At 57.5% G+C, this 13,836-nt stretch carries 13 protein-coding genes; 8 read left to right on the top strand and 5 right to left on the bottom strand.

The features are described from left to right. The first annotated feature begins 18 nt into the window (after positions 1-18). Together GIW79_RS06335 and GIW79_RS06330 are read left to right on the top strand one after the other, a co-directional pair. Positions 19-213 (top strand): DUF4224 domain-containing protein, encoded by a 195-nt coding sequence (locus GIW79_RS06335; protein WP_105225913.1) that lies wholly within the window; start codon positions 19-21, stop codon positions 211-213. Positions 214-224: 11 nt separating this feature from the next. Beyond that, complete coding sequence (locus GIW79_RS06330) at positions 225-1,223, top strand: tyrosine-type recombinase/integrase (RefSeq protein WP_236454744.1); 999 nt, start codon at positions 225-227, stop codon at positions 1,221-1,223. A 44-nt stretch (positions 1,224-1,267) separates the two neighbouring features. On the opposite strand, the gene GIW79_RS06325 is transcribed toward GIW79_RS06330, so the two are convergent. Together GIW79_RS06325 and GIW79_RS06320 are read right to left on the bottom strand one after the other, a co-directional pair. Continuing rightward, a complete protein-coding gene (locus GIW79_RS06325) occupies positions 1,268-1,408 on the bottom strand; it encodes a hypothetical protein (protein WP_236454741.1) in 141 nt (46 codons plus the stop codon). Continuing rightward, complete coding sequence (locus tag GIW79_RS06320; protein WP_236454737.1) at positions 1,405-2,196, bottom strand: zeta toxin family protein; 792 nt, start codon at positions 2,194-2,196, stop codon at positions 1,405-1,407. The genes GIW79_RS06325 and GIW79_RS06320 overlap by 4 nt, the downstream gene beginning before the upstream one ends. A gap of 111 nt (positions 2,197-2,307) precedes the next feature. Between GIW79_RS06320 and mutS the strand changes: the two genes are divergently transcribed. Continuing rightward, the gene (gene mutS, locus GIW79_RS06315) at positions 2,308-4,887 is read left to right on the top strand and encodes a DNA mismatch repair protein MutS (RefSeq protein WP_198834222.1); all 2,580 of its coding nucleotides are present in this window, start codon (positions 2,308-2,310) and stop codon (positions 4,885-4,887) included. Between the two features lie 142 nt (positions 4,888-5,029). After that, positions 5,030-5,353: a ferredoxin FdxA gene (fdxA, locus tag GIW79_RS06310; protein ID WP_003172109.1), complete on the top strand. Its 324-nt coding sequence runs from the start codon at positions 5,030-5,032 to the stop codon at positions 5,351-5,353. 524 nt (positions 5,354-5,877) lie between these two features. Here the strand turns inward: fdxA and apbC are convergent. Beyond that, complete coding sequence (apbC, locus tag GIW79_RS06305) at positions 5,878-6,972, bottom strand: iron-sulfur cluster carrier protein ApbC (protein ID WP_034126470.1); 1,095 nt, start codon at positions 6,970-6,972, stop codon at positions 5,878-5,880. A 172-nt stretch (positions 6,973-7,144) separates the two neighbouring features. Here apbC and metG point away from each other — a divergent pair, with 172 nt between their 5' ends. From metG to GIW79_RS06285, 4 genes are all read left to right on the top strand, one after another. Continuing rightward, positions 7,145-9,196 carry a methionine--tRNA ligase gene (metG, locus tag GIW79_RS06300; protein WP_034126469.1) on the top strand — a complete coding sequence of 684 codons (2,052 nt, stop codon included), beginning with the start codon at positions 7,145-7,147 and terminating at the stop codon, positions 9,194-9,196. 87 nt (positions 9,197-9,283) lie between these two features. After that, positions 9,284-10,252, top strand: a complete 969-nt coding sequence (rsxB, locus tag GIW79_RS06295; protein WP_054917769.1) for an electron transport complex subunit RsxB — start codon at positions 9,284-9,286, stop codon at positions 10,250-10,252. A gap of 60 nt (positions 10,253-10,312) precedes the next feature. Beyond that, positions 10,313-10,951, top strand: a complete 639-nt coding sequence (nth, locus tag GIW79_RS06290; protein WP_057976052.1) for an endonuclease III — start codon at positions 10,313-10,315, stop codon at positions 10,949-10,951. A gap of 107 nt (positions 10,952-11,058) precedes the next feature. Then, positions 11,059-11,241 (top strand): PA3496 family putative envelope integrity protein, encoded by a 183-nt coding sequence (locus GIW79_RS06285; RefSeq protein WP_014717144.1) that lies wholly within the window; start codon positions 11,059-11,061, stop codon positions 11,239-11,241. A gap of 83 nt (positions 11,242-11,324) precedes the next feature. Here GIW79_RS06285 and GIW79_RS06280 read toward each other — a convergent pair whose 3' ends face one another. Together GIW79_RS06280 and GIW79_RS06275 are read right to left on the bottom strand one after the other, a co-directional pair. Continuing rightward, positions 11,325-11,957, bottom strand: a complete 633-nt coding sequence (locus GIW79_RS06280; RefSeq protein WP_003188986.1) for a response regulator transcription factor — start codon at positions 11,955-11,957, stop codon at positions 11,325-11,327. A gap of 613 nt (positions 11,958-12,570) precedes the next feature. Beyond that, positions 12,571-13,788 carry an argininosuccinate synthase gene (locus tag GIW79_RS06275; protein ID WP_003188984.1) on the bottom strand — a complete coding sequence of 406 codons (1,218 nt, stop codon included), beginning with the start codon at positions 13,786-13,788 and terminating at the stop codon, positions 12,571-12,573. Between the last annotated feature and the right edge of the window lie 48 nt (positions 13,789-13,836).

Genomic DNA, 13,836 nt, shown 5'->3' with positions numbered 1-13,836 from the left:
ACACGAAAGGAGGTAGGTATGTTTCTGACAGCAGAGGAAGTTGCCGACCTGACCGGCTATAAGAAGCCAGGGGCGCAGATAAAGTGGCTGACCGCCGAGCGCTACGGGTTCGCGGTAGGTGGTGATGGGCACCCGAAGGTGCTGCGCCAGGTTGTCATCGGGCGGCTGGGTGGTATTCAATCAAGGAAGGGGCCGGAGCTTCGGCTGAGTTGAGGTGAAGATCGATGCGTCCGCGCAAGAAGGACCGGCACCTGCCGGCGTGCATGTACCAGAAGCATGGCGCTTATTATCTGGTCCGCAAGGGCAAGTGGAAACGCCTGGGCACCGACTTTCAGGCATCACTGGCCGAGTACGCCAAGCTGCTGGACAAGGGCAGCCAGGGCGGCATGCCGAAGTTGATCGACGATGCGCTCGAACAGATGCGCACCAGGACGAAGCCGCCCCTCAAGCCGAACACCCTCAAGCAGTACGAAGCGGCATGCGAACGACTGAAGGAAAACTTCGCCGACTTCGAGCCCCGCGAGGTACTGCAGCGGCACGTCGTCGCGCTCAAGATTCACATGGCGGATACGCCTAACATGTCGAACCGGGTGATCTCGGTGCTGCGTGCGGTGTTTACTTACGCCCTGGAGCAGCAGATCGTTGATTCGAATCCGTGCATCGGCGTGCGGCGGCACCTGGAGCACAAGCGCGACAGGTACATCACCCACGGCGAGTTCCAGGCGATCTGCGCCAACTCAAGCGACAACATGCGCGTCATCTACGAGATGTGCTACCTGACCGGCCAGCGCATAGGTGACGTGCTGGCCATCCGGTTGGCCGACATCAGCCCCGAGGGCATCGCCTTCAAACAGGAGAAGACGAATGCGAGGCTGCTGGTGCAGATGACGCCAGACCTGGAGGACCTGGTGGCCCGGGCAAAGGCGCTCCCACGGAAGATCCGCGGGCTAACTTTGTTCTGCTCGCCGCGCGGCGGAAAACCGGTGCACTACAGTTCGGTTAAAGATGCGTTTGCGATCAGTTGCAAGAAAGCTGGCGTCGAAGATGCCAGTCTCCACGACCTGCGCGCGAAGTCGCTTTCCGATACCGATGACCAGGGCAACGACGCACAGAAGCTCGGTGGCCACACCGACGCCAAGATGACGCAACGTTATCTGCGCCTGCGCAAAATCAACGTGGGACTGCCGCCAAAAATGCCGGACAGAGCTGATTTAAAAGCATAAAAAAAGCCGCATCACTGCGGCTTTTTTTGTGGCTGAGCAAAAGCTTATCCAGCTTTTAGCACATTCAGTTGACGCTCAGTTGCGCGCTGCAGAACGACTGCATAGACGCTCTTCTTCTTGTCAGTAGATGCGCTGCGGAAAAACTCGGAGAACGGAGTCGAACGAGCGGCTTGCACTTTTTTCATAACATTGCCCCAGCCTTGAGGTGCTTGAGTAGGCCCTGACGATCGTAACCGACGTGCAGGTCGCCATGGATTGAGTCTATGTCTTCCTCAGTGATCTGCAAGGAAGCATCAGTGTTTTTGATGAGCAGGTTTACCTGTAATCGGTTGCGGTATTTTGCCTTCAGGGCGTTCACAACGTCTTTAGCAGCGAAAAACTGTTCAACAAAAACTTCCGGAGGGACCCTACGCCCCTCCTTGCGCTCTCTAGCCTGTACGAACCGCCAAGCCAATTCAGGCTTCTGGTAGACAAACATGATCACGCATTTACGGTCTTTCTTAAGGGAGCGAGCTATGTTCAGGTCAGCCTTATCGAAATTGCACAATGTGCTATCGAGAACGAAAGACTGGCTCTGTTCTAACGCCATGTCATGAATCTTGTCAACCAGAATCGAAGCTGGCCTCTGGAACATCCAAGAATTCGTGCCAATGTACCCATCAAAATGACCGCGTAAATCATCCGGGTCTATACGCATCGTACGAAACCCAGAGTTTGCGTCCAGCTCACTAATCAATTCGCTTGCCGCTTCGGTCTTACCGGCGCCAGCACAGCCGGACATAAAGACAGAAACCGGTGACCGATCAGGAAGGTAGATGGCGGGATTGGTAAACTCCCTGGCAATACGCTTCTTATTGGCCTTAGCGAAAAGAACCGCTGCCTCCATCTGCAACAAGTCTTCCAGGTGACCCATATCCGTATGAACGCTCACTTTTCGGGTGCGGAATTCTATACGCAGATAATGGAAATTCATAGGCCGCGCGTCGGATTTCGGTCAAACCCTGCCTCTGCAGATAGCGCTAAATCCCTGTAGTATTAGACAGATTTGATTTGTCTATTAGACAGGAATAGCTGAAGCCCGCGTATGACCGACCTCTCCAGCCACACTCCAATGATGCAGCAGTACTGGCGCCTGAAAAACCAGCACCCTGATCAGTTGATGTTCTATCGCATGGGCGACTTCTACGAGATCTTCTATGAAGACGCGAAGAAGGCCGCCAAGCTGCTGGACATCACCCTGACCGCGCGCGGGCAGTCGGCGGGGCAGTCGATTCCGATGTGTGGGATTCCTTACCACTCGTTGGAAGGCTACCTGGTCAAGCTGGTGAAGCTGGGTGAGTCGGTGGTGATCTGTGAGCAGATCGGCGACCCGGCCACCAGTAAAGGGCCGGTGGAGCGTCAGGTAGTACGCATTATTACGCCGGGCACGGTGAGTGATGAGGCGTTGCTGGATGAGCGTCGCGACAACCTGATTGCGGCGGTGTTGGGCGATGAGCGTTTGTTCGGCCTGTCGGTGCTGGATATCACCAGCGGCAACTTCAGCGTGCTGGAGATCAAGGGCTGGGAGAACCTGTTGGCGGAACTTGAGCGTATCAATCCGGTGGAGTTGTTGATTCCGGATGATTGGCCCAAGGACTTGCCGGCAGAGAAACGTCGTGGGACCAAGCGTCGTGCACCGTGGGATTTCGAGCGCGACTCTGCGCTGAAAAGTCTGTGCCAGCAGTTCTCGGTGCAGGACCTTAAAGGCTTCGGTTGCGAAACCCTGACCCTGGCCATCGGTGCCGCAGGCTGCTTGCTCAGCTACGCCAAGGAAACCCAGCGCACTGCTCTGCCTCACTTGCGCAGCCTGCGCCATGAGCGTCTCGACGATACCGTGGTGCTCGATGGCGCCAGCCGTCGCAACCTGGAACTGGACACCAACCTGGCCGGTGGGCGTGATAACACCCTGCAATCGGTGGTGGACCGTTGCCAGACCGCGATGGGCAGCCGTTTGCTGACCCGTTGGTTGAACCGTCCGCTGCGGGATTTGACGGTGCTGCAAGCGCGCCAATCTTCCATTACCTGCATGCTCGACGGCTATCGCTTTGAAAAACTGCAGCCGCAACTGAAAGAGATTGGCGATATCGAGCGCATCCTGGCGCGGATCGGCCTGCGCAATGCGCGGCCCCGCGACTTGGCGCGCCTGCGCGATGCCTTGAGCGCCCTGCCGCAGCTGCAAGTCGCGATGACCGAACTGGACACGCCGCACCTGCAACAGCTTGCCGTCACCGCTGGCACTTACCCGGACCTCGCGGCGCTGCTGGAAAAGGCCATTATCGACAACCCGCCGGCGATCATTCGTGACGGCGGCGTGTTGAAAACCGGCTACGACAGCGAGCTGGATGAGCTGCAATCCCTGAGCGAAAACGCCGGGCAGTTCCTGATCGACCTAGAAGCCCGCGAAAAAGCCCGTACGGGCCTGGCCAACCTGAAGGTCGGCTACAACCGCGTGCATGGTTACTTTATCGAGCTGCCGAGCAAGCAGGCCGAGTCGGCGCCTATCGACTATCAACGTCGCCAGACCCTCAAAGGCGCCGAGCGTTTTATCACCCCTGAGCTCAAAGAGTTCGAAGACAAGGCGCTGTCAGCCAAAAGCCGCGCCCTGGCGCGGGAAAAAATGCTCTACGAAGCCTTGCTCGAGGACTTGATCAGCCGCCTGGCGCCGTTGCAAGACACCGCCGCCGCCCTGGCGGAGCTGGATGTATTGAGCAACCTCGCCGAACGTGCGCTGAACCTGGACCTCAATTGCCCACGGTTTGTCAGCGAACCGTGCATGCGCATCGTGCAAGGCCGTCACCCGGTGGTGGAGCAGGTGCTGACCACGCCGTTCGTCGCCAACGACCTGTCGCTGGACGACGATACCCGCATGTTGGTGATCACCGGTCCGAACATGGGCGGTAAATCCACCTACATGCGCCAGACCGCGTTGATCGTGTTGTTGGCGCATATCGGCAGCTTCGTACCGGCGGCCAGTTGCGAGTTGTCCCTGGTGGACCGCATTTTCACGCGGATCGGCTCCAGCGATGACCTGGCCGGTGGCCGCTCGACCTTTATGGTGGAAATGAGCGAAACCGCCAACATTCTGCACAACGCCACCGAACGCAGCCTGGTGCTGATGGACGAAGTGGGCCGCGGCACCAGCACCTTCGACGGCCTGTCCCTGGCCTGGGCCGCGGCCGAACGCTTGGCGCATCTGCGTGCGTATACGCTGTTCGCCACGCACTACTTCGAGCTGACGGTGTTGCCGGAAAGCGAGCCGCTGGTGGCCAACGTGCATCTCAATGCCACCGAGCACAACGAGCGCATCGTGTTCCTGCACCATGTGCTGCCAGGGCCGGCGAGCCAGAGTTATGGTCTGGCCGTGGCGCAGTTGGCCGGTGTGCCGAACGAGGTGATTACTCGCGCCCGTGAACACCTCAGCCGCCTGGAAACCACGGCCCTGCCCCATGAAACGGTGGTCGCCAGCCCGGCCAAAGCCAGCAAGAAACCCGCCGCGCCGCACCAGAGCGATATGTTCGCCAGCCTGCCCCATCCAGTGCTGGATGAGTTGGCAAAGCTTGATCTGGATGACTTGACGCCGCGTAAAGCGCTCGAAATGTTATATGCACTGAAGACTCGGATATAACGCAGACGCTTGCAAGCTGATAGAATCTCGCGCGGTTTGGGATGCTGCGGGCTTTTAGCCTGGTCCGCAGACTATCGCTCTCAAACCTCGCGAACCCCACCACAAGGGGTTTCGCTGCCGCCGCCTGAGGAGAAAATTAGAAATGACCTTCGTCGTCACCGACAACTGCATCAAGTGCAAGTACACCGACTGCGTAGAAGTCTGTCCGGTGGACTGCTTCTACGAAGGCCCGAATTTCCTGGTTATCCACCCGGATGAGTGCATCGACTGCGCCCTGTGTGAACCAGAATGCCCGGCCGTCGCGATTTTCTCCGAGGACGAAGTGCCTGCGGGCATGGAGCAATTCATTCAATTGAACGTCGAGCTGGCCGAAGTGTGGCCAAACATCACCGAGCGCAAAGATCCGATGCCGGATGCCGCTGAATGGGATGGCAAGCCCAACAAAATTGAGCAACTAGAGCGCTAAAGCGCCGCTGCCCAACAAAAAAAGGCCCCTTGAGGGCCTTTTTTGCGTTCGGGTGCCTGCATTCACTTTTCTACAGGCAAAAAAAAGGGGCGGTATGACCCGCCCACATTTTTTCCCTAGTCCCTGTATTCCTTTTCATCATCCTGATGAATCGCATCCTGCGACGGTCCTTCAAACCATCGTTCCTTGATGGCTGTGCCAATCCGTGGACACAGGGCTGATGTTAGAGCGTTCCCAGAGAAGTTCAACGCGATCCCCACGGCGGGCTGACAAACTTTTCCGCTCGCCAGAATTAAAATAATCTTTATTTTTCAAAAGCTTAGATAATAGCTTCGTCGATTCAAGACGTACGTAACCGCTAAAAAAACCAAACACTTACGGAAAAGTAAGCGAATGCTTACACGCGCATTACGCAAAGTAGCAGCAAGCCCTATTGGCGCCCCACCTGTAGGAGCGAGCTCGCTCGCGAAAAACCTGAGAGCACCACGGATCGTCAGGCTTTTCGCGTAACCGTTAAAGCCTAATCAATCGTCGCTCACGGTAATGGTCGGCATCGCCGGCGTCGTCGCTTCCTGCAAAACAATCCGCGCACCGACGTGACGGGCCAATTCCTGATAGATCATCGCGATCTGCCCATCAGCCTCTGCCGCTACGGTAGGTTTGCCACCATCGGCCTGCTCGCGAATCTCCATCGCCAATGGCAACGATGCCAACAGTTCAACGCCATACTGGGTAGCGAGCTTCTCGCCCCCACCTTCACCGAACAGATGCTCGGCATGCCCGCAGTTGGAACAGATGTGCACCGCCATGTTTTCCACAACACCCAGCACCGGGATGTTGACCTTGCGGAACATCTCCACACCTTTCCTGGCGTCGAGCAGCGCCAGGTCCTGAGGCGTGGTGACAATCACTGCACCGGCCACCGGAACTTTCTGCGCAAGGGTCAACTGAATGTCGCCGGTGCCTGGCGGCATGTCGATCACCAGGTAGTCGAGGTCGCCCCAAGCCGTTTGTGTGACCAGTTGCAGCAACGCACCGGAGACCATCGGCCCGCGCCAGACCATCGGCGTGTTGTCATCGGTGAGAAACGCCATGGACATCACTTCCACACCCAGCGACTCGATGGGCACAAACCATTTTTGATCCTTCACCTTCGGCCGCGTGCCTTCGGCGATGCCGAACATCACGCCCTGGCTCGGCCCGTAGATGTCGGCATCGAGAATGCCCACGCGCGCACCTTCCCGCGCCAGGGCCAGGGCCAGGTTGGCCGCCGTGGTCGATTTACCCACACCGCCCTTGCCGGACGCCACCGCCACCACGTTCTTGACGTTGGCCAGGCCCGGGATCTGCGCTTGGGCCTTGTGCGGCGCGATCACACATTGGATATCGACCTTGGCCGAACCCACGCCGTCCAGGCCCTCGATGGCCATTTGCAACATCTGCGCCCAACCGCTTTTGAACAAACCCGCGGCATAACCCAGTTGCAACTGCACCGACACCTGGTCGCCCTGGACCTCGATGGCACGCACACAACCGGCACTGACCGGGTCCTGGTTCAAATAAGGGTCGGTGTACTGGCGAAGAACGGCTTCCACCGCTGCGCGATTGACGGCGCTCATGGGCTACTCCCGAAAAAAGACTGACTGAAACAGGCGGCTATCCTAACCGTTCCAGCCGCCGAACGGCATGCTTTCGAAGGTGCGCAAGACACTGAAACAGCGTCACGGGGTGAAATAAATTTCCCGGCGCTTTATAGTGGCCGACCTCCGTTTCATCAAGTAGCCGAGCCCCATGTCCGAGCCACGCAAGATCCTCGTTACCAGCGCCCTGCCCTATGCCAATGGTTCGATCCATCTTGGCCATATGCTTGAGTACATCCAGACCGATATGTGGGTGCGCTTCCAGAAGCATCGCGGCAATCAATGCATTTATGTCTGCGCGGACGACGCCCACGGTTCGGCCATCATGTTGCGCGCCGAAAAGGAAGGCATCACCCCGGAACAACTGATCGCCAACGTGCAGGCTGAACACAGCGCCGACTTTGCCGAGTTTCTGGTGGACTTCGATAACTTCCATTCGACCCACTCGGACGAAAACCGCGAGCTGTCGAGCCAGATCTACCTGCGGCTGAAAGAAGCCGGGCACATCGACCAACGTTCGGTGACCCAGTATTTCGACCCGGAAAAGAAGATGTTCCTGGCCGACCGTTTCATCAAGGGCACCTGCCCGAAATGCGGCACCGAAGACCAGTACGGCGACAACTGCGAAAAATGCGGCGCGACCTACGCACCGACCGACTTGAAGGATCCCAAGTCAGCGATCTCCGGCGCCACTCCGGTGCTCAAGGACTCGCAGCACTTCTTCTTCAAGCTCCCGGATTTCCAGCAAATGCTGCAAACCTGGACGCGCAGCGGCACCTTGCAGGACGCCGTGGCCAACAAACTCTCCGAATGGCTCGACAGTGGCCTGCAGCAGTGGGACATCTCCCGCGACGCGCCGTACTTCGGCTTCGAGATCCCGGGCGAGCCGGGCAAGTACTTCTATGTATGGCTGGACGCGCCGATCGGCTACATGGCCAGCTTCAAGAACCTGTGCGACCGCACCCCGGAGCTGGACTTCGACGCGTTCTGGGGCAAGGACTCCACCGCCGAGCTGTACCACTTCATCGGCAAGGACATTGTCAACTTCCACGCGCTGTTCTGGCCAGCGATGCTTGAAGGCTCGGGCTATCGCAAGCCGACCGGTATTGCCGTGCACGGCTACCTGACGGTCAACGGCCAGAAAATGTCCAAGTCCCGTGGCACCTTTATCAAGGCGCGCACCTACCTGGACCACCTGTCGCCGGAATACCTGCGCTATTACTACGCGTCCAAGCTGGGCCGTGGCGTCGACGACCTGGACCTGAATCTGGAAGACTTCGTACAGAAGGTCAACTCGGACCTGGTGGGTAAAGTCGTCAACATCGCCAGCCGTTGCGCCGGGTTTATCCACAAGGGCAACGCCGGTGTACTGGTAGCCGAGAACGCCGCACCGGAACTGACCGACGCCTTCCTGGCCGCCGCGCCGAGCATCGCCGACGCTTATGAAGCCCGCGACTTTGCCCGCGCCATGCGCGAGATCATGGGCCTGGCCGACCGCGCCAACGCCTGGATCGCCGACAAGGCGCCGTGGTCACTGAACAAGCAGGAAGGCAAGGAAGCTGAAGTCCAGGCGATCTGCGCCACCGGAGTCAACCTGTTCCGTCAGTTGGTGATCTTCCTCAAGCCGGTGCTGCCATTGCTGGCCGCCGATGCCGAGGCGTTCCTCAACGTACCGCCGTTGAGCTGGAACGATCACACCACCTTGCTCGGCAATCATCAGTTGAACGCGTTCAAGCCCTTGATGACCCGAATTGACCCGGTGAAAGTCCAGGCAATGACCGACGCTTCGAAAGAAGACCTGGTCGCCAGCCAGACTGATACCGGCCAATCCACGCCGGCGGGCAATGGCGAGCTGGCCAAGGACCCGATTTCCCCGGAAATCGATTTCGACGCCTTTGCCGCCGTAGACCTGCGTGTGGCGCTGATCATCAAGGCCGAAGCCGTGGAAGGTGCCGACAAGCTGCTGCGCCTGACGCTGGATATCGGTGACGAACAGCGCAACGTGTTCTCCGGCATCAAGAGCGCTTACCCGGACCCGTCCAAGCTCGATGGCCGCCTGACCATGATGATCGCCAACCTCAAGCCACGGAAAATGAAGTTCGGCATTTCCGAAGGCATGGTGATGGCGGCGGGCCCTGGCGGCGAAGAAATCTACCTGCTGAGCCCGGACAGCGGTGCCAAGCCGGGTCAACGCATCAAGTAACCTCTGCAAAATGCCCCGCTGTTGCTACGGCGGGGCTTCTCAGCTTGCCCTCCTCCCAGGGCCGGGCGTCCACGCTATGATCACAGCATGAACCTCATTCAACGTATCGACGCGCTGCTGCCGCAGACTCAATGCGGCAAGTGCGGGCACCCGGGTTGCAAGCCTTACGCAGAAGGCATCGCTAAAGGCGAAGCCATCAACAAGTGCCCGCCCGGTGGGCAGGATACCATTGCCGGGCTCGCGCAACTGCTGCGCCTGCCGGTACTGGAGCTGGACACCAGCCGTGGAGATGCGCCTGCGCAAGTCGCCTATATCCGCGAAGCCGAATGCATCGGCTGTACCAAATGCATCCAGGCCTGCCCGGTGGACGCCATTGTGGGTGCCGCCAAGTTGATGCACACCGTGATTGTCGACGAGTGCACAGGTTGCGACCTGTGTGTTGCGCCCTGCCCTGTCGACTGTATCGAGATGCGCCCGCTTGCTGACGTTGTGCCTATCGTCGGTGACTTGGCCAGCAACGATGATGAACGGCGTGCACGCGACCTCAAACGCAACCGGGCGCGGCGACGCTTCGAACAACGTAACGCCCGCCTGCAACGTGAAGAAGCCTGCAAGCTCGCCGAACGACTGGCACGAGCCAAGCGCGCAGCGCCGATGGAGGTTGCACCGGTCGATAACACTCAGGCCGCTCAGGACGCTGCGATCAAGCAGGCCAAAAGCAGCGTCGCCATGAGTCGCGCTCAGTTGCACAAATCCTTGAAAGCGTTTGGGCATCCGCCGACCTTTGAGCAACAGTCGCAATTGATTATGCTGCAGCGACAGTTCGAGGCATCCGAGCAGGCGCTTGCCGCACTGGAGGCCAACAGCTCACCGCAGCCACCAAAGACGACCACTAAAAGCGCCGAGTTCAAGCGCGCAAAAATCCAGCTGGCCATGCGCCGTGCAGCGTTGAAAAAGGCTCAGGATCACCATGCTGACGAGCATCAATTGGCAACCTTGAAAGCTGCATTGAATGACGCCGAGCAAACGCTGCAAGATGCCGAGGCCAACGGCTGACCCACTGCGCTGTGTATTACTAACATCACGCCGACCGCCTGCAAGGAAACGTCTGTCCCTATGAATGCCGCAAAACGCCTGGAAATCTTCCGCAGGTTTCACGAAGACAATCCGGAACCGAAAACCGAACTGGCCTACTCCTCACCGTTCGAATTACTGATTGCGGTGATCCTTTCGGCTCAATCCACGGACGTTGGCGTTAACAAGGCCACGGCGAAGTTGTACCCTGTGGCCAATACACCCGCCGCGATTTACGCTCTGGGTGTGGAAGGCCTGTCCGAATACATCAAGACCATCGGCCTGTATAACAGCAAGGCCAAGAATGTGATCGAAACGTGCCGCCTGCTGTTGGAGCTGCATGGAGGCGAGGTACCACAAACCCGCGAAGCCCTCGAAGCCTTGCCTGGCGTGGGCCGCAAAACGGCAAACGTGGTGCTCAATACGGCGTTTCGGCAGTTGACCATGGCGGTGGACACGCACATTTTCCGCGTCAGCAACCGAACCGGCATTGCACGGGGCAAGAATGTAATTGAGGTGGAAAAGCAATTGATGAAGTTCGTGCCCAAGCCCTATCTGCTCGACTCCCACCATTGGCTGATCCTGCACGGACGCTACGTTTGCCAGGCCCGCAAGCCGCGCTGCGGCAGCTGCCGTATCGAAGACTTGTGCGAATACAAGGACAAGACCTCCGACGATTGAGCGATCATTGGTTTTTGTGATCAGACGATTGAAAAAATCTTTTTTACCCGTTCGCGGATTATCGCTATAAGGAGCCCCAACGGCAGTCTTAGCCTGGAGTTGACCTTATGAGCGCTGGCAACGAACAACTGGAAGTGGAAGACGACCTCGTTGAGTCGGATGACGATGTGGTAGAGGCACCTGTGGCAGAGGTGGCCAAGACCAATTTAAGCAAACGCCGCACTATCGACAATCTTCTGGAAGAGCGACGCTTGCAAAAACAGCTGGCCGATTACGACTTCGATCTCTGATCGAGCCGTTGACGGCCGGAAGCCTCCCTGCCGGAGGCTTTTTTCTGCCGGTTACACGGGTATTCAAGGGGGGCAATATCCTCCTAGACCAAGCCGTTGCGCTGGGCCAGTTCGATCAGGTCCACGAGGGACCTGGCATTGAGCTTGAGCAGCAAGCGCGTCTTGTAGGTACTGACGGTTTTGTTGCTGAGGAACATGCCATCGGCAATTTCCTTGTTGGTTTTGCCACGGGCCAGTTGCTGCAGCACCATCATCTCCCGTCCCGATAAGCGTTCGACCATGTCGGCTTCACTGGCATTGCCCATGGTTGACCGCACTGAGTTGAGCGCCTGGTTCGGGAAATAGCTATAGCCGGAAAGCACCGCCTTGATGGCACTGAGCAACTCTGTCAGATCCTGCTGCTTGCACACATAGCCGGCGGCACCCGCCTGCATGCAGCGCATGGAAAAATGGCCAGGCGCCTGGGACGTCAGCACCAGCACCTTGAACGAGACGGCTTGCTTGGTCGAAGCCAGCCGACAAATAACTTCCAGACCGTCGAGCTTGGGGATTCCGATATCCAGTATCACAATATCCGGCATATGTTCCCGTGCAAGTTGCAACGCATCGACACCGTTATCAGTCTCGGCAACGACCTCATAACCATGACGCTCCATTAGCATGCGCACAGCAAGACGAATGACGGGATGATCATCCACGATCAGCACTTTATTCATGAGAAAGTCCAATTTCGCTGTTCGAATTATTTAGAGCAAACACAATAGCCTAGTCGATTACTAGTTGGCATAGCATTCCCCCCCGAGCAAGAGCAGGCAGAGACCCAACCCACAAGAAGATAGGAATTAGCCTACAAAAATTCGCCAACTTAGATGCATAGAGCTTTATGGTTGCTTTCAGACCTTTCTCGACGCGTACATATTTTGAGTGAAAGATCATGACCATCAGCCCGTGAAAGTAAACGTGCCGCACAAGTCTTTCAGGAAATACCCCTTGTTTGTCGCAATGGCGCCAGCAAACCGCCCCGAAAAAACTATCCGCATTAGTTCCATTTAACATATTTCGACACTTCCATAATTCCTACAGAAAATTCAAAAACTCACATATCCATTGCAGCTACATGAGTGAATTTTCTGTCAGACATAGTTCCTCCTCAGATGTAAAAAATCATTCAACCTTAAAAACATAAAGATAAACTGGATAATAATTGCGCAAGTTACGGAAAAATCCTTAAACACACGCTAAACGCTAATAAACAGCGCCGCATCTAAAATCCAGGCAAAAAAAATGACCCCTTGCAAAAGGGGCCATTTTTCACGACGGGCGCACGGTTCAGAACAACGAGCGGCCCTTGTTGGCAGCAATGCGCATGCGCAGTGCGTTCAACTTGATGAAGCCTGCCGCGTCCGCCTGATTGTAGGCGCCGCCGTCTTCTTCGAAGGTGGCGATGTTGGAGTCGAACAGCGACTCATCGGACTTGCGGCCGGTGACGATCACGTTGCCCTTGTACAGCTTCAGGCGCACGACACCGTTCACGTGGGCCTGGGAAGCGTCGATCATCTGTTGCAGCATCAGACGCTCAGGGCTCCACCAGTAACCGGTGTAGATCAGGCTGGCATACTTGGGCATCAGCTCGTCTTTAAGGTGGGCGACTTCACGGTCCAGGGTGATGGACTCGATGGCGCGGTGGGCACGCAGCATGATGGTGCCGCCCGGGGTTTCGTAGCAACCGCGAGACTTCATGCCCACATAACGGTTCTCGACGATGTCGAGACGGCCGATACCATGCTGACCGCCGATACGGTTCAGGGTCGCCAGTACGGTGGCCGGGGTCATTTCAACGCCGTCCAGCGCAACGATGTCGCCGTTGCGGTAAGTCAGTTCCAGGTACTGCGCCTTGTCTGGAGCGTTCTCCGGGGAGACCGTCCATTTCCACATATCTTCTTCGTGCTCGGTCCAGGTGTCTTCCAGCACGCCGCCTTCATAGGAAATGTGCAGCAGGTTGGCGTCCATTGAGTACGGCGACTTCTTCTTGCCATGGCGCTCGATCGGAATAGCGTGCTTTTCAGCGTAATCCATCAGCTTTTCACGGGACAGCAGGTCCCATTCACGCCACGGCGCAATGACTTTAACGCCTGGCTTGAGTGCGTAGGCACCCAGTTCGAAACGTACCTGGTCGTTGCCCTTGCCGGTGGCGCCGTGAGAAATGGCGTCGGCGCCCGTTTCGTTGGCGATCTCGATCAGGCGCTTGGCGATCAGCGGACGTGCGATGGAGGTACCCAGCAGGTACTCACCTTCGTAGACAGTGTTGGCGCGAAACATCGGGAAAACGAAATCGCGGACGAACTCTTCGCGCAGGTCGTCAATGTAGATCTCTTTCACGCCCATGGCTTGCGCCTTGGCACGTGCAGGTTCGACCTCTTCACCCTGACCCAGGTCAGCGGTGAAGGTCACCACTTCACAGTTATAAGTATCCTGCAGCCACTTGAGGATCACCGAAGTGTCCAGGCCGCCGGAATACGCGAGAACGACCTTGTTTACGTCGGCCATGCCATCACTCCACGGGGTTGTACGGAAAGGCGACGATTCTACCGATCA

Origin of the sequence: Pseudomonas sp. PA-7-1E, assembly GCF_021605325.1 — a bacterium.
Classification (GTDB): Bacteria; Pseudomonadota; Gammaproteobacteria; order Pseudomonadales; family Pseudomonadaceae; genus Aquipseudomonas; species Aquipseudomonas fluorescens_BV.
This window is presented reverse-complemented; position numbering and strand designations above follow the sequence as displayed.